This window comes from Sinorhizobium terangae, assembly GCF_029714365.1.
In the GTDB taxonomy this organism is placed as follows: Bacteria; Pseudomonadota; Alphaproteobacteria; order Rhizobiales; family Rhizobiaceae; genus Sinorhizobium; species Sinorhizobium terangae.
On record NZ_CP121659.1, the window covers coordinates 2,940,610 to 2,959,907 of the forward strand.

Below are 19,298 nucleotides of genomic sequence, written 5' to 3' on the forward strand. Positions count from 1 at the left end.
TAGTGCATTTCAAGGTGCTACAGCGACCTTAGCGCGTCCGATCGGACGCACGGCCTGTAGGCGATCGGGGGTCATGTGTCCAGACGAGAAAACCAACCGCCAGCTCGCAGATCCATTCGCCCGCTGGCCACAGTGCTGCCCTACCTCGCGCGATACCGCCGGCTGGTGATCGGAGCGGCGATCTCGCTGACACTCGCCGCAATCACCACCCTGACCTTGCCGATGGCCGTTCGGCGAATGATCGACAACGGCTTCTCCAATTCCGATTCCGGCTTCATCAACACCTATTTCTCCATGCTGATGGTGCTGGCCGTCGTGCTCGCCCTTGCCAGCGCATCGCGCTACTATTTCGTCATCTCGCTCGGCGAGCGCATTGTCGCCGATCTCCGCCGCGAGGTCTTTGCGAAGGTCACGCAGCTTTCCGCCTCCTTCTTCGACGTCAACCAGTCCGGAGAGATCGTTTCGCGCCTGACGGCCGACACGACGCAGATCAAGTCAGCCGTCGGCGCCACCGCCTCGGTGGCGCTGCGCAATCTGATCCTCTGTCTCGGCGCCATTGGCATGATGATCTATACCAGCCCGAAGCTTTCGAGCCTCGTGCTTGCGGCGATCCCCATCATCGTCTTTCCCCTCGTCGGTTTCGGCCGATCCGTCCGCCGGCGTTCGCGCCAGGCGCAGGACACCCTTGCCACGGCCTCGGCCTATGCCGGCGAGGCAATCGCCGCAGCCCGCACGGTCCAGGCCTTCAATGGTGAGGAAAGTGCCAACCGGCATTTTGGCAGCGCGGTGGAAGACGCCTATGGTGCCGCCCGCGCCGCGATCCGGGCGCGGTCGATCCTTACCGGTTTCGCCATCACCATGGTCTTCGGCAGCGTCGTCGCGGTGCTCTGGTTCGGCGCGCGCGACGTGCTTTCTGGAACGCTCTCTGCGGGCACGCTCAGCCAGTTCCTGCTTTATTCGGTTTTCGCCGCCGGCAGCCTCGGTGCGCTCTCGGAAGTCTGGGGCGAACTCTCGCAGGCGGCAGGTGCCGCCGAGCGCCTCAACGAACTGCTGACCGAAGTGCCGCAGATCCAGGCGCCCGAGCACCCGGTCGCCATGCCGGTGCCGGCCCAGGGCGCCATCGCGTTTACCGATGTCCACTTCGCCTATCCCGCCAGACCTGACTACAAGAGCCTCAACGGCCTGAATTTTGCGGTCAAGCCCGGAGAAACCGTGGCGATCGTCGGCCCCTCGGGCGCGGGCAAGAGCACGGTCTTCTCGATGCTTCTGCGCTACTACGATCCGGTCAAAGGTGCCGTCACCGTCGACGGTATCGACGCCCGCAGTGCCGACCCGAAGGATTTGCGCGACCGCATCGCCATCGTGCCGCAGGACGTGACGGTCTTCGCCACGTCCGTGCACGACAACATCGCCTTCGGTGCAGCGGATGCGAGCCGGGAAGCCGTGCGCGCAGCCGCCGTCGCCGCACAAGCCGACGAATTCATCGCAAGGCTGGACCAGGGCTATGACACTCAGGTCGGCGAGCGCGGAGTGACACTTTCCGGCGGCCAGCGCCAACGCATCGCGATCGCGCGGGCAATCCTCAGGAACGCACCGATCCTTCTCCTCGACGAGGCAACCTCAGCACTCGACGCCGAGAGTGAGACATTGGTGCAGACGGCGCTCGACGGGTTGATGCGGCAGCGCACGACCATTGTCATCGCCCACAGGCTGGCGACCGTGCTCAAGGCCGACCGTATCCTGGTCATGGATCATGGCCGCGTCGTCGAGGAAGGCACCCATGCTTCGCTGATCCGCCAAGGCGGCCTTTACGCGAAACTCGCCCGACTGCAGTTCGACCACGGCGCGGAAGCGCTATTCGTCGCAGCGCGATCTTAGTGCATGTCGCCCAAAAAGTGCGTAGCGGTTTTGGGACAACGACATGCATAAAAACAAGGACCTAAAGCGCGTCGCATGACAAGGCGACGCGCTTTAGTGCATGTCGCCCAAAAGTGCGTAGCGGTTTTGCGGCAACGACATGCATAAGAGGGGAGCAAGCGCGCAGCAATCCATTCCCATTGGATGCGCCGCGCTTAGACTTTCGTCGTCCAACCGCGGCTGATCCACTCTGCGCCATTGCACAGCGGGAGCCGGACCCTATTCTTAAAGGGCCGGCCCTTCGCAGCCGGCATCGCCACGACGAGTTTGGGAGGATTTTCCGCATGGCATTTACGAGACTGACCCGCCGCGGCGCTATCGCGCTCGGCCTGACGGCGCTTTCCGCGCTGAGCCTTGGCACGACGGCGCAAGCGCAGGAGTTTCCGGACCGGCCGATAACCCTGGTTGTCCCCTTTGCTGCCGGTGGCTCGACCGACGTAGTCGCGAGAATCATCGCCCAGAAGATGTCAGAGGATCTCGGCCAGCAGGTGGTCGTCCAGAACGTGGCGGGTGCCGGCGGCAATCTCGGGGCGGCCAATGTCGCGCGTGCCGACCCCGACGGCTACACGATCCTCATGGCCACGGTCGCGACGCACGCGCTCAACCCGCTGATCCTGAAGACAAAGCCCTATGATCCCGAGAAGGATTTTGCACCCATCTCGCTGCTCGTGATCGTTCCGAACGTACTGGTCGTCAATCCGGAACTGCCGGCCAAGAATGTCCAGGAACTGCTCGCCCTGCTCAAGGCGGCGCCGGACCAATACAGCTACGCCTCGTCGGGCAACGGAACGCCGCTCCACCTCTCGGGCGAGCTCTTCAAGAAGATGGCCGGCGTTGAGATGCAGCACATCCCCTACAAGGGCTCCGGGCCGGCGCTGAACGACGTCATCGGCAATCAGGTCCCGATCATGTTCGACAACCTTCCTTCGTCATCCGGACACATCAAGGCCGGGACCCTGCGGGCGCTCGCGGTGACGACTGCCGAACGCGCGCCGTCGTTCCCCGATATTCCTACCATCGCCGAATCCGGTATTCCGGGCTATGAGACCTATACCTGGAATGCGCTCTTTGCGCCGGCCAACACGCCGCAACCGGTGATCGCGCGATTGAACGAGTCGGCGAAAAAGGCGCTTGCCGATCCGGCTGTCCAGAAGCGCATGGAGGAGTTCAGCGCCAAGATCGTCGGCTCGACGCCTGAGGAATTGGCGGCGCATGTCAAGGCGGAGCTTGAGAAGTGGACGCCTGTGGTACGTGACGCGAACATCCAGATGGATTGACGCTTTGAGGCAAGCGTTCGCGCTATCGCCCCTCATCCCGCTGCCGCAACCTTCCCCCGTTTCGACGGGGAGAAGGGACAAGCGGCGAGCGCATTACAGTGCCGCGCGTCGAATCGGACGCGCTAAGGTCGCTGTAACAATTTGAATGGCTGCATGAAATCATGCAGTCCCCTCGCCCCACTTGCGGGGAGAGGGTTAGTCCTCGGGCTAAACCCAAGGAGAGGGGCAATCACGGGCTCAAACTTCCTTAGCCGCATTCCGCCCCGCGGCGAGGCCAGAAAAGATACAACCGCCGAGAAAGGTCCCCTCAAGCGCGTTGTAGCCATGCATGCCGCCACCGCCGAAGCCCGCCACTTCGCCTGCGGCGAAGAGCCCCGGCACCGGCTCGCCGGAAAGCTCCAGCACTTGGCCGGAGAGGTTGGTCTGAAGTCCTCCAAGTGTCTTGCGCGTCAGGATGTGCAGCCGAACGGCGATCAGCGGTCCGGCCTTCGGATCAAGAAGACGGTGGGGCCTTGCGGTTCGCAGCAACCGGTCGCCGCGATAGGCCCGCGCTCCGCGGATAGCGGTCACCTGGGCGTCCTTGGAGAAAGGGTTGGCGATCTCACGGTCGCGCGCCTCTATCTGCGCCCTGAGATGTGGAGCCGAAAGCCGGTTCTCGCCGGAAAGCCGGTTCATCCCCTCGACGAGATCCTCCAGCCGGTCGCGGACGACGAAGTCCTCGCCCTTGTCCATGAAGGCCTGTACCGGGCCGGGCGGATTTTTGCCAAGCCGCTTCAGGAGAAGTGCGACGCTCTTGCCGGTGAGATCGGGATTCTGCTCCGATCCGGAAAGGGCGAATTCCTTCTTGATGATCGCTCTCGTCAGGATGAACCAGCTGTAGTCGTGTCCGCTGCGCCGGATCGCCTCCAGAGTGCCGAGCGTGTCGAAACCCGGCATCGCCGGTGCTGCAAAGCGGTTGCCGTCGGCATCGCACCAGAACGAGGACGGCCCCGGGAGAATGCGAATGCCGTGATCCGGCCAGATCGGGGCGAAATTCCTGAGGCCCTCGGTGTAGTGCCACATGCGGTCGGCGTTGATGACGGAGCCGCGCGCTCGGGCTGCAATTTCGAGCATACGGCCGTCGACGTGATGCGGTACGCCACTTACCATGGTCGCCGGAGGTTGCCCGAGGCGCTTGCGCGGCCAGTTTCGGCGTACAAGCTCATGATTGCCGCCGATGCCTCCGGAACTCACGATGACCGCTCCTGCCGAGATCTCGAAGTCGCCGACGACGTCTCGGGCGCTGCGCTCGCCCCGCGCCACCGGATCCGCCTTGAGGATCGTCCCGCGGGCGCCCGTCACCACACCATCGGTCGTCACCAACTCGTCCACCCGATGGCGGAAGCGGAACCGCAGCAGGCCGCGGCTTTCCGCTTGCCGGGCCAGTCGGACAAAGGGTTCGAGAACGGCGGGGCCGGTGCCCCAAGTCACGTGAAAGCGCGGGACCGAATTGCCATGGCCGTGGGCAAGCCCGCCCCCGCGTTCGGCCCAGCCGACCACCGGAAACCAGCGAAGCCCAAGCGAATGGAGCCAGGAGCGCTTCTCGCCGGCGGCGAAGTCGAGATAGGCGTCAGCCCAGAGCCGCGGCCAGTGATCTTCCGGCCGGTCGAATTGCGACGAGCCCATCCAGTCCTGGCGCGCGAGTTCGCGGCAATCGCGAATCCCCATGCGCCGCTGCTCGGGACTGTCGATGAAGAACAGTCCTCCGAGCGACCAGAAAGCCTGGCCACCGAGATTCTGCTCCCCCTCCTGGTCGAGAACGATCACCTTGCGGCCACCGGCCGCAGCTTCGGACGCCGCCACGAGTCCAGCAAGGCCCGCGCCGATGACCAGGACATCACAATCCATGAAAGGCGCCCTCCCCGCATCCCTCGACGTAACTGTTACGCAGACGTCAAGGTCAATTCAAGGGCTCGGGCCCGCCGCTATTTCTCGGTCAGCTTCAGCTCGATGCGCCGGTTTTGTGCCCGAGCTTCAGGATTGTCACCCTCGGCAATGGGCTGAAATTCGCCGAACCCCGCAGCCACCAGCCGGTCCGCAGGCACGCCCCTGGACATCAGAAACTTCACCACCGATGTCGCGCGGGCGGACGACAGTTCCCAGTTGTCGGCAAAACGGCCGGATCCCGACAGTTGCACATTGTCGGTATGGCCATCGACGCGCAGGACCCAGTTGATCTCGGCGGGGATTTCTTTCGCGAGATCAAGAAGCGCCGTGGCGAGTTTCGCCATCTCCGCCTGGCCCTCCGGATTGAGGTCGCTGCTGCCCGATGGGAAGAGCACTTCCGACTGGAAGACGAAGCGGTCGCCGACGATGCGGATGTTTTCGCGGTCGGAAAGGATTTCCCGCAGGCGACCGAAAAAGTCGGACCGGTACCGGTTAAGCTCCTGCACCCGCTGAGCAAGCGCGACATTCAGGCGGCGGCCGAGATCCGCGATCTTGGCCTGGGATGCCTGATCCTTTGCCTCCGACGCTTGAAGGGCGCCTTCAATGGCGGCGATCTGGCTGCGCAGCGCGGCAATCTGCTGATTGAGAAGCTCGATCTGGCTCATTGCGCGGGCGCTGACCTCCTTCTCGGATGCAAGCTCCGATCCGAGTCGGCCGATCTTCTGGTTCGCCGCTTCAGCGCTGCCGGCGCCCTGATTGAGCAACGCCTGCAGCCGCGAGCGCTCCCCCTCGGACTGGGCAAGCGAGGCCTGGAGGTTGGCAAGTGAATCCTCGAGATCCTGTTTGCCACTCTTTTCCAATGCCAAAAGCTGCGTCAGTTCGTTGATCTGGCTGTTCAGGCGGTTCAGCACCTCGTCCTTGCCGCTGATTTCCCGTCCGAGCAGGAACTGCGCCATCACGAAGACGCTCAAGAGAAACATGATCGCCATCAGCAACGTCGACAGCGCGTCGACGAAGCCCGGCCAATAATCAATCGTTCGGTGACTGCGACCTTTGCGGGCGAGGGCCATGGGCTCAGTCGCCTCCGCTCTCGTCTACGCGGCGGAACTGCGCAATCGATTTGTCGCCATGCACCGCGATCCTCTCGGCTTGGCCGATCCGCGACGTCAGCTTGTCGAGCGTCTTGCGCATCGCCTTCGCTTCCTCCTGCTGCGCTTCGATCCAGTCTCTGAGCATCTGCTGCTCGCCGCGCATATTCTTGACGAGCCCCTGGATGCCCTCGGCCAATGAGGCCATTGCGGCCGTCGTGCGCTGATTTGCACCACCCTCCTGATTGAGCCGCGTGAGCTGATCGGCCAGCCGGCGCAGCTCTTCGATGGGCGGCTCCGCGGCAATGCTGATCGGCGAGGAGATTCCCGAACCGACGTCGGTCACCGAGGAAAGCCAGTTTTCGAGTTCCGTGTAAAAGCGGTTCTGGGCGCGGCCGGCCTGCAGATCGAGAAACCCCACGATCAGCGATCCGGAAAGCCCGAAGAGCGAAGCGGAAAAGGCCGTTCCCATGCCCGTGAGCGGCGCGGACAGGCCGTTCTTCAGGGAGCTCAGCAAATCTTCCGTGCTGCCGGTACCGGCGTCCAGGGACTGGATCACCGTGTTGATCGAACCGATCGTGCCGAGCAGGCCCCAAAAGGTCCCGAGCAGGCCGAGGAAGACCAGAAGGCCGGCGAGATAGCGGGTTATGTCGCGCGACTCATCGAGACGCGTGGCAATGGAATCGAGAATCGAGCGCAACGCGATTGTGGAAATCGCGGTCGTCTGGCGACCGCCGATCAGTGACCGCATCGGCGCGAGCAGGACCGGGTCGCGTCCGACCTTGTCGGCGCTTCCGGCGGCACGAAAGGAGTTGAACCAGCGGACCTCCGGCCTCAGGCCCAGGACGTGATTGAAGGCGAGCAGGATGCCGATGAGCAGGACGCCGAGAATGAGCCCATTGAGGCCTGGATTGCCGGCGAAGGCTTCACGGGCCTGCCTGAAGAGAATGGCGGCGACGAAACCAACGATGATCAGGAAAAGGACCATCGTCCAGAAATAGGGCATGGGGCTCGAAAGCTTGTGCGGATTATAGTTCTCTTCCACGCTCTCCCGACCGTTCCATCCGGACAGATTGAGTTTCGTCATAGGTTAGCCAGACTCCCGGGTTCACTCCAGCGCCGCGCGCCCTCAGACACGCAAGGGTGCCGCAACACTTTGAATTACCGAAGCATTTCTCGAAAGCGATTCGAGAATTTGCATCGTCGGCAGCAGCACGGCACCGCTGGCCCGGAGACTAGTGGAACTTTGCGCCAAATTGAAGGGAAAACGAATGCCCCCGACGCATAACGCACCTGAGACTGCAAGGCTCGGGAGAGGGCCGTTGGCTACTTCGCCGGAACCGGGCGATGGATCACGTCACGCAGCGCCTTGGCGATGTATTCGTTGCCGCAAACGACCGAGCCGTCCTCGAGCGGCTTGCTGCCGCCGTCGACATCGGTTGCCCAGCCGCCGGCTTCGCGGATGAGCAGGATGCCGGCCGCAATATCCCACGCGGCAAGGTCCCGCTCCCAATAGCCGTCATAGCGGCCTGCGGCCACGTAGGCGAGATCGAGCGCGGCAGATCCGAAACGCCGGATGCCGGCGACTTCGCCCATGACATGGCGAAGTTCGATCAGATATTTGCCGTGATTGCCGCGACCGAGATGCGGTGTCCCGGTGGCAATGACGGCGTCCGAAAGGTTCTTGCGAGCGCCGACGCGCAGCCGGCGATCGTTGAGGAAGGCACCACCGCCCTTCTCTGCGGTGTAGAGTTCATCCGTTGCCGGATTGAAGACGACGGCAGCGACGATTTCGCCCTGACGCTCAAGCCCGATCGAAACGGCAAAATGCGGGATGCCGTGCAGGAAGTTGGTGGTGCCGTCGAGCGGGTCGACGATCCAGCGATGCGCGCCGTCGGTCCCCTTGATTTCCTCGCCTTCTTCGCCGAGGAAGCCATAGGTCGGCCTCGCCTTCAACAGCTCTTCCCGGATGATCCGTTCGGCCTTGCGGTCGGCCTGGGAAACATAGTCGCTCGGTCCCTTCAGCGAGACCTGGAGGTTCTGCACTTCGCCGAAATCGCGCGCCAGCGACTTGCCGGCCTTGAAGGCGGCCTGGACCATGACATTGAGAAGGGCAGAACGGGCCATGTGGCGATCCTTATGATAGCGAAGGCCGGCCGAGCCATCTCGAGCCGGACATTGAACCTGTCTGACGTATCCCGCACGATGTCGCGCACGGCGCGAGCGAAGCTGCGGGTTTCGTCGTCAAAAAACCGAGTGAAGTCACTCCGTCCGCCGGGCTGAATTAGGAAATGAGCAAGCCGCGGACAAAACCGCGGCTTCAAGACCACAAAAGCCGCAGAAGTTCAAGCGAAATAGCATTGCTGCAGCCATCGACGCCAGTGACAACCGCCTTGGCGGAGACCTGCCTCACGAGGAACGGAACTTGTTCGCAGCCGCGAGCGCCGACTTCTGCTGCGTTTCGTTGAGGCCGAGATAGAAGTCCTCGAGCGCATCGTCCTTGAGGCCGGCGCGACGCGACAGCACATACCACTTTGCCGCCTCGACCGGATCCGGGCGCGTGCCGATCGCATTGACATAAAGATGCGACAGCCGGTTCTGCGCGACGACATTGCCGCCTTCCGCCGCGCGCTTCATCCAGGCAAACCCTTCTTCGAGGTTGCGGTCGCCGGCGATCCCTTCGACGAACCAGATGGCGATGTCGAGCTGCGCGGTATCAAAGCCGGCGCGGGCGGCGCGCAGCAGCCATTCGCGGGCACGCGCGCGCTTGTTCTCCTCTATGCCGTCGACATTGATGTAAATCTGCGAGAGAGCGTATTGCGCATCGGCGATGCCCTGCTCGGCGGATTTCTCGTAATAGGGCATCGCCGCCTTAAGGCCCTTCTCGCCCGGCATGTCGGCAACCAGCGTTTGCCCGTAATTGAACTGGGCCGAGGCATTGCCGAGATCGGCCGCCTTCTTCATAAGCTCTTCGGATTTCTTCCTGTCGCGCTTGACGTAGCGCCCCTCCACCAGGATCAGGGCATATTTGAACATGGCGGCCGGATCGCCGTTATTGGCAGCCTGTCCGTACCAGAAGGCCGCCTCCTTGGCGTTGCGCGCAACGCCAAGACCCTGTTCGAGGATCGATGCAACCAGCGTCTGGGCAGCGGGATCGCCGAGCTGCGCCCGCGGCAGCGCAAGATCCATTGCCGTCAGATAATAGCCGCGCTGGAAGGCGCCATAGGCATCGTCCACTTTTCCGGTGAACGGCTTTTCTGCCGGGAGCGCCGGCAATTGCGCGCCCATGCGATCGAAGACATTGACGCCCTCCGAAGGCGTGCTGCCGTCTCCGGCCTTCGCTTTTTTTGCCGCGCCTGTCTCGGGCTTCTGCTGCGGAGCCGCCCCTTCCGGCACGATCGCCCCGTTGAAGGGTGTGATCCGGCCGCGCTTTGGCACAGTCCCCTCGTCCGCGACTCCATCCTCCGCCGGCACGCCCGTCGCCGGCTGCTGCGCGCGAGTCGGCACCGCCGCAAGTGCGACGGCCATAAAGAGGACTGCAGCCCGGCCAGGCTTCGACGACAAGCGGCTCAACATCGGACCGTCTTAATCTTCAAACCGTGGCGCTTTTTCGTCAAGCAGCGCGTTGACGGCCGCGACGACCGCCGGCGCCCGCTCCGGCTCGCCAAAGACGGCGAGGCGAAGTGCCACGAATTCGGCCCCCGTTTCGGCAACCGCGAGCACCGATTGCGGGTCCGTGCCGCCCATGACGACACAGGGGATTTCGATCATCGACGCCCACCATTCGGCAAGTGCCAGATTTTTCGGATGCGGCTCCGGCTTGATATCACCGTCGGTGCGACCGAAGAAGATGTAATCCGGCCTGAGTTCGCCGATTTCGAGCGCATGGTGGCGGTCGGAAGCATTGCCGCCGCCAACGATCAGCTTCGGCGTGTGCTTTTCGATCGCATCGCCGAGGACATCGGCGCCCCCAACGATATGCAGGCCATCCGCCTTGGCACGTCCCGCGACGCGCGTGTCACCTTCGATCAGCGCCGCAGCCCCCGCCTTCTGGATCACCGGCACCAAGAGCTCGGCGTGCTGCTGGAATTCGGCGTCGCTGAGGCCGTATTGCGGCAGGATGACGGAAGCCACGTCGCCTCCCCGCAAAGCGCCGGCAAGCACCTTCGAACGCTGTGCGAGATCCGGCATGTCCGGCACGACCAGCACAAGGCGGCAGCGGTTTTCTACATTGCTCATAGTATCCGTTCCTGGCGGCACCCGCTCATTGCATGATTCCTTTTAAGGACAAAATCATGCAGCACTTCAAAGTGCTACAGCGATCTTGGCGCGTCCGATTGGGCGCGCGGCGCTGTAGGAGCGAAGCCGCCACTCGATTTCGTTCGGGAAAACCGATAGACGGAGATGACAAAAGGATCAACCGCCACCCATGCTTCCCGATTTCGACTTCTATCTCGTCGCCATCCCCGCAGTCCTGCTCGTAGGCCTTAGCAAGGGCGGCATGGGCGAAGCGCTTTCGTTGATGGGGGTTCCGATCCTGTCGATGGCGGTATCGCCTGTCCAGGCGGCCGCGCTGCTGCTGCCGATCCTCATTGCCATGGATATCGTCTCCTTGTGGATCTGGCGCAAACATGGCGACCGGAAAACCCTCACGATGCTGCTGCCCGGCGCGATCGCCGGCATCGCCATCGGCTGGGCGACCTCCGCCTATGTGCCGCGCGACGCCTTGAGGCTGATCATCGGCCTCATCACGGTCGTCTTCGTGCTGCGCTATGTCTATACCGTCTGGCGCAGTCGCAGTGGCGCCCCGATCAGCCCCAAGAAACAGCGCGCCGGCCCCGCCGCGCTCTGGGGCTCCCTTGCCGGTTACGGCAGCTTCGTCGCCCATGCCGGCGGCCCACCTTTTCAGATCTATGCATTGCCGCTGAAGCTCGCACCGCGTGAGTATACAGGCACCATCGTGCGCTTCTTCGCGATCCTCAATGCGGTGAAACTCATTCCATATTTCGCCCTCGGCCAGCTCGATATCAGCAACCTGAAGACATCGGCCACGCTTTTCCCGCTGGCGATGGTGGCGACGGCCTGCGGCGCCTGGATCGTCCGGCGGATGAAGCCGCAGATTTTCTATCCGTTCATGTACACGATGGCCTTTATCGCCGGATCAAGACTTGTCTGGGACGGTCTTACCAGCCTCGTGTCGGGCGGCTGAGGCGTCCGGAAATGCTGCGAAGCAACCACATACCGCACCGCACAATTTTCTTGCCGCTTATGGAGAATTCGCTTAACGTCTGCCCATGACCATTGCGGACCCATTCGATGCCATCGCGGATCCGAACCGGCGCTACCTGCTGGAGGAACTCAGGCGCGCACCGAAAACCGTGAACGAACTGGCCGAAGGCCTGCCGATTAGCCGCCCGGCAGTGTCGCAGCACCTGAAGGCGCTGCTCGACTGCAATCTCGTGTCGGTTTCATCGAGCGGAACGCGGCGGATCTATGCGATCCACAAGCCGGGCTTCGACAAGCTGAACCTGTGGCTCGACCAGTTTTGGTCCTAGCGCATCGGCCCGAAAATCGGACCCGATTTTCGGAAAGCACGATGCGTGGAATCAAAGAGTTACAGCGTCCTTTGTGCGTCCTAAAGGACGCACGGCGCTATAGTGCATGGCCCCCAAAAATGCGCAGCGGTTTTGGGATAACGACATGCATAAGGAGGAAGGTTCGGAACTGAACGCCCGACAGAAATAGACCGGGCGTCGGGCCCGGTCGAGTGTTCCGTGTACTCCGTGATGGGAATGGATTCTTGACCTTGTTGCGTTGTCGCTGGGAAAGGAGACAACGCCTCCCGAAATACCGTTCAGAATTAGTGTGTCGAGGAACGGAGTCTTTCGATTTCGTCCTTGATGCGCAGCTTCCGCCGCTTGAGTTCGCTAATCAACTCGTCCTCGCAGGACGGTGAGTTGAGAGCAGCGTGGAGCTCCTGTTCCAGGGCGCCATGTTTTTTCTCAAGCGTTGCAAGATGAGCCTCAATGGTCATTTGGCAGTCCCTTCCTTTTGCTTGCATCCGGCAGGTAAATGCCGGATGTTCCATGGTGGTAACCTTACTACTCTGCCACGCCATTTTTCATTTGTCGAAGGCGAAATGATGACGTCGGATAACTTCCCGTTACCGCCCAAGATGTGGTAGAGCGGCGCATGAAAATTCCGGATCGCAGTTCGAATGCGATCGGGCTTATGGGGATCGTTTTGCATGCCGGACCAGGACCAGGCCGAACTCAGACTGACCATCGCGCGCCTGAGGCAGGAACATGAAGACTACGACGTCGCCATCAACGCCATGATCGAGACCGGCTGCGACGCCTTGCGCATTCAGCGCATGAAGAAGAAGAAGCTGGCCATCAAGGACAAGATCAGCAAGATCGAAGACCAGATCATCCCCGATATCATCGCCTGAAACGGATCAAGACAGACGTGACAGACACGACCACCCCGCCCGTCGCCATCATCATGGGAAGCCAGTCGGACTGGGAGACGATGAAGAACGCCGCCGACACGCTCGAAGCGCTCGACATCGCCTACGAGGCCCGCATCGTTTCGGCTCACCGCACGCCGGACCGGCTGGTGAGCTTCGCCAAGGGCGCACGTGACGAGGGCTTCAAGGTGATCATCGCCGGCGCCGGCGGCGCCGCGCACCTGCCGGGCATGTGCGCATCGATGACACCGCTGCCGGTCTTCGGCGTGCCGGTGCAGTCGAAGGCGCTTTCCGGTCAGGACAGCCTGCTTTCGATCGTGCAGATGCCGGCCGGCATTCCCGTCGGCACGCTGGCGATCGGAAAGGCGGGGGCTATTAATGCGGCGCTGCTCGCCGCCGCCGTCCTCGCCCTTGGCGACGACGATCTCGCCGACCGCCTCGACGACTGGCGCGAACAGCAGACCGTCTCGGTAGCCGAGTACCCGGTGGACCAGGCATGAAGACCATCGGCATTATTGGCGGCGGCCAGCTCGGCCGCATGCTGGCGATGGCGGCTGCCCGCCTGAATTACCGCACCGTCATTCTCGAACCGCAGCCGGACTGTCCCGCCGCCCAGGTCGCCAATGCCCAGATCGTTGCGCCTTACGACGACGCGCACGGGCTTGACGAACTCGCCGCGGTCTCCGATCTCATCACCTATGAGTTCGAAAACGTACCGGTCTCAGCAGCCATAAGATTGGCGGCCTCGCGCCCGGTTTTCCCCCCGCCGAAGGCGCTGGAAGTGGCGCAGGACCGGCTCGTGGAAAAGCGGTTCATCAATGACTGCGGCATTGCCACTGCGCGCTTCCACGCCGTCGACAGCCAGGTGGATCTTGAACTGGCACTCGCCGACTTCGGCGGCGCAGGCGTGCTCAAGACCCGGCGGCTCGGCTATGACGGCAAGGGCCAGCGCGTGTTCCGCTCGACTGCGGACGACCCCGCCGGCGCCTTCGCGGCCCTCGGCCAGGTCCCCCTCATCCTGGAAAGCTTCGTACCGTTCGAGCGCGAGATCTCGATCATCGCTGCGCGCAGCCCTGACGGCACGAGCGCCTGTTTCGATCCGGCAGAGAACGTGCATCGGAACGGCATCCTCCACACCTCGACCGTGCCAGCGTCCGTGGGCTCCGCGACGGCAGACGCCGCACGGGCAGCGGCAACTGCCATACTCGACGCGCTCGGCTATGTCGGCGTGATCGGAGTCGAGTTCTTCGTGCTGGCCGATGGCAGCGTCGTCGCCAACGAGATCGCGCCGCGCGTCCACAATTCCGGCCACTGGACGGAAGCGGCCTGCGTCGTCTCGCAGTTCGAGCAGCATATCCGCGCCATTGCCGGCCTGCCGCTGGGCGACCCCTCACGCCATTCGGACTGCGTGATGCAGAATCTTATCGGCGACGATATTGCCGAGGTCCCTGGCTTGCTTGCCGAACGCAACGTGCTCGTTCATCTCTACGGCAAGGCGGAGGCGCGCGTCGGCCGCAAGATGGGCCATTTCACCCGCCTGCGCTGAGAGAACGCCCACAGATTTGCACTGTGCGGAAGGAAAACCCCAGTCGTGCGGTTGACACAATAGGGGCGACACGGTATGTGCCTGCCTACTTGGAGCGCGCTGAATGGCGCGCTTTTGATTGTTAGAGATTACCGGGCGAATTTTCGTTCCCCGAAACCTGCGGATCAGGAAAATGAAGATCAAGAATTCGCTCAAGTCGCTGAAGGCCCGTCACCGCGAAAACCGTCTGGTTCGTCGCAAAGGCCGCGTCTACATCATCAACAAGCAGAACCCGCGCTTCAAGGCACGTCAGGGCTGACGTACCCGGGGCAGCGATCGGGTTGCCCTGCCGGATTGGCGGTTCGCTCCTGGTGATCCCCCATATTTGATTTGATCTTGTTCCATGGCGGGCTACGATGTCCGCCATGCGTATTTTTGTGACCTTGATTCTGGCATCGCTTGCCGTCCTCACCGTCTCAACCGGCAATCCGCTCCGGGCGGCGGAGCCAGCGCCGCAAACGGAAACGGCAACCCTCACCACACCGAAACAGCGTCTTGATTCCCTGTTCGCCGACCTGAAGAAGGAACGCGACGAGGCGAAGGCGCGGCAACTCGCCGACCGCATCCGGCTGGAATGGCAGGATTCCGGCAGCGCCACCGTGAACCTCCTGATGCAATGGGCCGACAAGGCAATCGCCGACGACAAGAAACCCGTTGCGCTCGACATCCTCGATCAGGTGATCGCGCTTGCTCCTAACTACGTGGAAGGCTGGAACCGCCGCGCCACCTTGCACTATCAAATGGGCAACTACCGCAAGTCAATGTCCGACATAAATCGCGTGCTCGCGATCGAACCACGGCATTTCGGCGCCATTGCAGGCATGGCCACCATGCTCGGTGCCGCCGGCAAGGACGAGCTGGCCATGCGCGCCTGGGAACAGTTCCTCGATATCTATCCATCGGATAGAAAGGCGCAGGAGCAGCTTGGCGAGCTGGCGGAGAAGCTGGCGGGCAGCCGGACCTGAGCTGGTGCGACAGGGGCAGCTTCGCCGAAGCGACGCCGACGGCGGAAGCCTGCCAGGATTGCTTCCGGAGGCACATGCGGTAGAGCCTGCACCCTTCTCAAGCGCAAATTGGGGAAGACCAGTCCGATCATGCTCGCGGCGTTGCTGCTTCTCGCCATCCTAACGATCGCCAGCATCGGCTACAGTGTCTGGCAGGCACGACGCATATCCGCCCGCTTCCCCAACCTGGGCGACCTTGTCGATGTCGGCGGCTTCCGTATGAACTGCGTCCAGGTCTCCGCGCCCGGAAGCCCCGATCTGCCGCCGATCGTCTTCATCCACGGTGCCGGCGGGAACCTGCTCGATCAGATGCATGCCTTCAGGCCGGCGCTCGAAGGCCGGGCGGAGCTGCTTTTCGTCGACCGGCCGGGCCACGGTTACTCGGAGCGCGGCGGATCCTTCAATGGCTGGCCAGACGGCCAGGCAGAGGCGATCGCCAGACTGATGGAAAGGCGCGGCATCGATCGCGCCATCGTCGTCGGCCACTCCTTCGGCGCTGCAATTGCCGCAAGCTTTGCGCTCCATCACCCGGAACGAACCGCGGGTGTCGTGCTTCTCGCACCGGCGACGCATCCCTGGCCCGGCGGAATCGACTGGTACTTCACCTTGGCGAAGCTGCCTTGCCTCGGCTGGCTCTTCGCCCATACGGTCGCCACCCCGCTCGGCCTCCGGCGCATCGACAGCGCGACACGCTCGATCTTCTCCCCCAATGAGCGCCCGCTGGATTACATCGGCAAGACCGCTCCGCATCTGGTGCTGCGGCCGGCAACCTTTCTCAACAATGCGATCGACGTTGCCAACCTGCACGCCTATGTGACGCGTGTCTCTCCGCGCTATGCCGAGATCGCGGCACCGACGGTCATCATCACCGGCGACAGCGACGCCATTGTCCTAGCCGATATCCATGCGCGCGGCCTTGCGCGCGACATTGTCGGATCGGAGCTGTTGTGGATCGCCAATCTCGGCCACAAACCGGATTACGTGGTGACCGAAGTCGTCGTTGCCGCGATCGAGAAACTGGCGGGCAAACCGTGCGACCTCCAGGAGGCCGCACGGCGGGCCGGAGCCCGCCTCGCGGTCAAGGACGCTTCAATGCCGGAGAAGTCCTATACGCCGGTAAGCCCATCCGAGCCGATATAGGCGATGCGCAGCATATTGGTGGCACCCGGCGTTCCGAGCGGGACACCGGCGGAGATGATGATGCGGTCGCCCGGCTTTCCAAAACCCTCCGCCGCGACGATGCGGCAGGCGCGGTTGACCATGTCATCGAGATCTTTCGCATCCTCGGTGACCACGCAGTGCAGGCCCCAGACGACCGAAAGGCGTCTTGCGGTCTCGACGATCGGCGAAAGCGCGATGACCGGCACCTGCGGCCGCTCACGTGCAGCGCGCAGGCCCGTTGCGCCGGACGACGTGTAGGTGACGATCGCCGCGAGCTTCAGCGTCTCGGCGATCTGGTGAGCGGCGAGAGAAATAGCGTCGGCGCCGGTCGCCTCGGGCGGCGTGCGCTGCGCATAGATAATGCCCGGATAATGCGGATCGCGCTCGACGTTGCTCGCGATCGAGGCCATGGTCGAAACCGCCTCGACCGGATACTCGCCGGAGGCGGATTCGGCCGAAAGCATTACGGCGTCGGCGCCTTCGAACACAGCCGTGGCCACGTCGGACACTTCCGCGCGCGTCGGAACCGGCGAGGAAATCATCGACTCCAGCATCTGGGTGGCGACGACCACCGGCTTGCCGGCACGCCGACAGGCACGCGTCAGTTGCTTCTGCAGGCCAGGGACGGATTCAAGCGGCATCTCGACGCCGAGATCGCCGCGCGCCACCATCAGCGCGTCCGAAAGCTCGATGATCTCGTCGATGCGCTCGATCGCCTGTGGCTTTTCGATCTTCGACATCAGGCCGACACGGCCGCGGGCAACCTTGCGGACCTCGGCAAGATCTTCCGGCCGCTGGATGAAGGAGAGCGCCACCCAGTCGACCTGCCCTGTCGCCAGAACGGCGTCGAGGTCGACGCGGTCCTTCTCGGTCAGCGCGCCGACGCCAAGCAGCGTGTCGGGCAGGCTCACGCCCTTGCGGTCCGATATCCTCGTGCCGGAGACAACGGTCGTGACGATGCTCTTGCCGTCCGTCTTCTCGGCCCTGAGGTGCAGCTTGCCATCGTCGATCAGCAGGCGATCGCCGGGCTTCACCGCCTCGAGGATTTCCGGATGGGGAAGGTAGACGCGGGTGTTGTCGCCGGGGGTCTCCTTGTTGTCGAGCGTGAAAGTCTGCCCGATTTTGAGCTCGACCTTGCCCTCGGCAAACTTGCCGACGCGCAGCTTGGGACCCTGCAGATCGGCCAGAATGCCGATCGGTCGGCCGCAACGGGCTTCGACACTACGGATCTTCTCGATCAGCGAGCGCATGACGTCATGGCTCGCATGGCTCATGTTGATACGGAACAGATCGGCTCCCGCCTCATGCAGCCTCTGGATCATCTGCTCGTCGGACGACGCCGGTCCGAGCGTGGCGAGGATTTTGACTTTTCTGTTCCGCTTCATCAATTCTGGCTTTCCTGCGTGCCGGGCGTGTCGGAAAGCTGAACCATCCAGCTGCCCTGCCGCCCCGTGTCGTATTCCTTGAATCCCATGCGCTGGAAACCGCGCGCGAAGCAGTCCTGCACGCCGGTGATCTTGAATTCGTTCTCGGCGACGCACATGTTGACCTCGCCGGTCCAGCGGCCGCCACGAGCCGCATCTTCCGCGTAGAGATAATAATATCTGGATTGAAGTTCGCCCTCGATCAGCGTCGCGCAGGTCGTTGCCGGCACCTGCCACCAGCCTTCCGTCACCCAGCCCTCCTTGGCGCGGTAGCCGATGGCCACACCTACCAGGGTTTGCGTGCCATTGCAGACACGAAAGTCGGCACGCGCCTCGTCAGCGAAGAGAAACGAACCAGAGATTGCCGTTAAAAACAGGAGGGTAGCCCAGAACGTTCCCAGGCCCGGTTTCGCTTTGGAAAAAGGATATCTAGACACGGCTTCCAACGGAACTCCGTTTTGATTTGCGTGGCACTTTCTTGCGATGCCCAGCCCCGAAAGTCAACGCAACACTAATCGATTACAATTGGCATTCTGGTGACAAAAGGCACAAGAGTTTCGCCTTTTTCTTGCGAATGGCCGTTGCGCGTGCGATCACGGACCGGCGTTGGCAGATCAAGCAGGAGCGGCATGCAGCACTATTCCCCTTACGAGATCATTGAAGGCAATTCAGCGAATGGTCTCGTTCTTTTGGCCGACCACGCCATGAATCGTCTGCCGCCGGAATACGGCAAGCTTGGCCTTCCCGACAGTGCCTTCACCCGGCACATCGCCTATGACATCGGCGTCGAGCCGCTCACGCGGGAACTGGCCTCGGCACTCAATGCGCCGGCCGTGCTCGGTTGCTTCTCGCGGCTGTTGATCGATCCGAACCGCGGCGAGGACGATCCGACGCTGATCATGAAGATCTCCGACGGCGCGATCATCCCGGGCAATCACCCGATTACCGACGAGGAATGGGAGAACAGGCTCAACCGCTTCCATCGCCCCTATCACCGCGCCGTTTCCCAAACGATCGCGCAAGCTGCGGCGGCAGGCGGCAAGGCGCCGCTGGTCATCTCGCTTCATTCCTTCACGCCGTCGTGGAAGGGTATCGCCCGGCCGTGGCATGCCGCGGTGCTCTGGGATAACGATCCGCGTGCTGTGTTTCCGTTGATCGAACGGCTCGAAGCGGCGGGCGATATCGTCGTCGGTAACAACGAGCCCTATGACGGGGCACTGCGCGGCGACACCATGTATCGCCATTGCATGGCGCCGGGTATCGCCCATGCGCTGATCGAGATCCGCCAGGACCTGATCGCCGACACGGCCGGCGTCGCTGCCTGGGCCCGGCGCCTCGCCCCCCTCCTTGCGGAACTCAACGGCCTGCCGACGCTGCATGACTATCAGCGCCACCCCTCGCGGACGGGTGCTTACGACGACTAACCCTGCATGTTTCCTTGGACCGC

General features: G+C 62.8%; 19 protein-coding genes and 1 pseudogene. 11 read left to right on the forward strand and 9 right to left on the reverse strand.

The window, feature by feature from the left end; genetic code table 11:
• Nucleotides 1-75 precede the first annotated feature (75 nt).
• Nucleotides 76-1,878 carry an ABC transporter transmembrane domain-containing protein gene (locus QA637_RS14055; RefSeq protein WP_184108575.1) on the forward strand — a complete coding sequence of 601 codons (1,803 nt, stop codon included), beginning with the start codon at nt 76-78 and terminating at the stop codon, nt 1,876-1,878.
• Nucleotides 1,879-2,201: 323 nt separating this feature from the next.
• Nucleotides 2,202-3,194: a Bug family tripartite tricarboxylate transporter substrate binding protein gene (locus tag QA637_RS14060; RefSeq protein WP_153436417.1), complete on the forward strand. Its 993-nt coding sequence runs from the start codon at nt 2,202-2,204 to the stop codon at nt 3,192-3,194.
• 237 nt (nt 3,195-3,431) lie between these two features.
• Here QA637_RS14060 and QA637_RS14065 read toward each other — a convergent pair whose 3' ends face one another.
• The 6 genes from QA637_RS14065 to QA637_RS14090 form a co-directional block, all read right to left on the reverse strand.
• Nucleotides 3,432-5,081, reverse strand: coding sequence for an FAD-binding dehydrogenase (locus QA637_RS14065; RefSeq protein WP_153436418.1), 1,650 nt, complete (start codon nt 5,079-5,081; stop codon nt 3,432-3,434).
• A gap of 77 nt (nt 5,082-5,158) precedes the next feature.
• Nucleotides 5,159-6,190, reverse strand: a complete 1,032-nt coding sequence (locus tag QA637_RS14070; RefSeq protein ID WP_153436419.1) for a peptidoglycan -binding protein — start codon at nt 6,188-6,190, stop codon at nt 5,159-5,161.
• A 4-nt stretch (nt 6,191-6,194) separates the two neighbouring features.
• A complete protein-coding gene (locus tag QA637_RS14075) occupies nt 6,195-7,295 on the reverse strand; it encodes a MotA/TolQ/ExbB proton channel family protein (protein ID WP_283061868.1) in 1,101 nt (366 codons plus the stop codon).
• A gap of 239 nt (nt 7,296-7,534) precedes the next feature.
• Nucleotides 7,535-8,335, reverse strand: coding sequence for an inositol monophosphatase family protein (locus QA637_RS14080; protein ID WP_153436421.1), 801 nt, complete (start codon nt 8,333-8,335; stop codon nt 7,535-7,537).
• 282 nt (nt 8,336-8,617) lie between these two features.
• Nucleotides 8,618-9,784, reverse strand: coding sequence for a tetratricopeptide repeat protein (locus QA637_RS14085; RefSeq protein WP_283061870.1), 1,167 nt, complete (start codon nt 9,782-9,784; stop codon nt 8,618-8,620).
• A 9-nt stretch (nt 9,785-9,793) separates the two neighbouring features.
• On the reverse strand, nt 9,794-10,447 hold the full coding sequence (locus tag QA637_RS14090) for a thiamine phosphate synthase (protein WP_283061872.1): 654 nt from the start codon (nt 10,445-10,447) through the stop codon (nt 9,794-9,796).
• Between the two features lie 190 nt (nt 10,448-10,637).
• On the opposite strand from QA637_RS14090, the gene QA637_RS14095 reads away from it, so the two are divergent.
• Nucleotides 10,638-11,417, forward strand: a complete 780-nt coding sequence (locus QA637_RS14095; RefSeq protein WP_283061873.1) for a sulfite exporter TauE/SafE family protein — start codon at nt 10,638-10,640, stop codon at nt 11,415-11,417.
• Between the two features lie 85 nt (nt 11,418-11,502).
• Nucleotides 11,503-11,763, forward strand: coding sequence for an ArsR/SmtB family transcription factor (locus QA637_RS14100; RefSeq protein WP_153436425.1), 261 nt, complete (start codon nt 11,503-11,505; stop codon nt 11,761-11,763).
• Between the two features lie 305 nt (nt 11,764-12,068).
• Here QA637_RS14100 and QA637_RS14105 read toward each other — a convergent pair whose 3' ends face one another.
• Complete coding sequence (locus QA637_RS14105) at nt 12,069-12,242, reverse strand: YdcH family protein (protein ID WP_136508173.1); 174 nt, start codon at nt 12,240-12,242, stop codon at nt 12,069-12,071.
• Between the two features lie 213 nt (nt 12,243-12,455).
• Between QA637_RS14105 and QA637_RS14110 the strand changes: the two genes are divergently transcribed.
• The 6 genes from QA637_RS14110 (at nt 12,456) to QA637_RS14135 (ending at nt 16,406) form a co-directional block, all read left to right on the forward strand.
• Nucleotides 12,456-12,659: a YdcH family protein gene (locus QA637_RS14110; RefSeq protein ID WP_012709331.1), complete on the forward strand. Its 204-nt coding sequence runs from the start codon at nt 12,456-12,458 to the stop codon at nt 12,657-12,659.
• A 53-nt stretch (nt 12,660-12,712) separates the two neighbouring features.
• Complete coding sequence (gene purE, locus QA637_RS14115; RefSeq protein WP_153439459.1) at nt 12,713-13,177, forward strand: 5-(carboxyamino)imidazole ribonucleotide mutase; 465 nt, start codon at nt 12,713-12,715, stop codon at nt 13,175-13,177.
• Nucleotides 13,174-14,223 carry a 5-(carboxyamino)imidazole ribonucleotide synthase gene (locus tag QA637_RS14120; RefSeq protein WP_283061877.1) on the forward strand — a complete coding sequence of 350 codons (1,050 nt, stop codon included), beginning with the start codon at nt 13,174-13,176 and terminating at the stop codon, nt 14,221-14,223. Before purE ends, QA637_RS14120 begins: the two co-directional genes overlap by 4 nt.
• A 172-nt stretch (nt 14,224-14,395) precedes the next feature.
• Nucleotides 14,396-14,521: a type B 50S ribosomal protein L36 gene (gene ykgO / locus QA637_RS14125; protein ID WP_119256688.1), complete on the forward strand. Its 126-nt coding sequence runs from the start codon at nt 14,396-14,398 to the stop codon at nt 14,519-14,521.
• Between the two features lie 97 nt (nt 14,522-14,618).
• Nucleotides 14,619-15,227 (forward strand): hypothetical protein, encoded by a 609-nt coding sequence (locus QA637_RS14130; protein WP_153439343.1) that lies wholly within the window; start codon nt 14,619-14,621, stop codon nt 15,225-15,227.
• 129 nt (nt 15,228-15,356) lie between these two features.
• Entirely contained in the window at nt 15,357-16,406 is a 1,050-nt protein-coding gene (locus QA637_RS14135) for an alpha/beta fold hydrolase (protein ID WP_153439345.1), read from the forward strand.
• Here the strand turns inward: QA637_RS14135 and pyk are convergent.
• The gene (gene pyk / locus QA637_RS14140) at nt 16,373-17,812 is read right to left on the reverse strand and encodes a pyruvate kinase (protein WP_153439347.1); all 1,440 of its coding nucleotides are present in this window, start codon (nt 17,810-17,812) and stop codon (nt 16,373-16,375) included. The genes QA637_RS14135 and pyk overlap by 34 nt on opposite strands.
• Nucleotides 17,812-18,201: pseudogene (locus tag QA637_RS14145) on the reverse strand (DUF1036 domain-containing protein); the annotation flags it as partial. The gene pyk and the pseudogene QA637_RS14145, both read right to left, overlap by 1 nt.
• A gap of 279 nt (nt 18,202-18,480) precedes the next feature.
• On the opposite strand from QA637_RS14145, the gene QA637_RS14150 reads away from it, so the two are divergent.
• Nucleotides 18,481-19,275 carry an N-formylglutamate amidohydrolase gene (locus QA637_RS14150; protein ID WP_153439349.1) on the forward strand — a complete coding sequence of 265 codons (795 nt, stop codon included), beginning with the start codon at nt 18,481-18,483 and terminating at the stop codon, nt 19,273-19,275.
• The last annotated feature ends 23 nt before the right edge of the window (nt 19,276-19,298 follow it).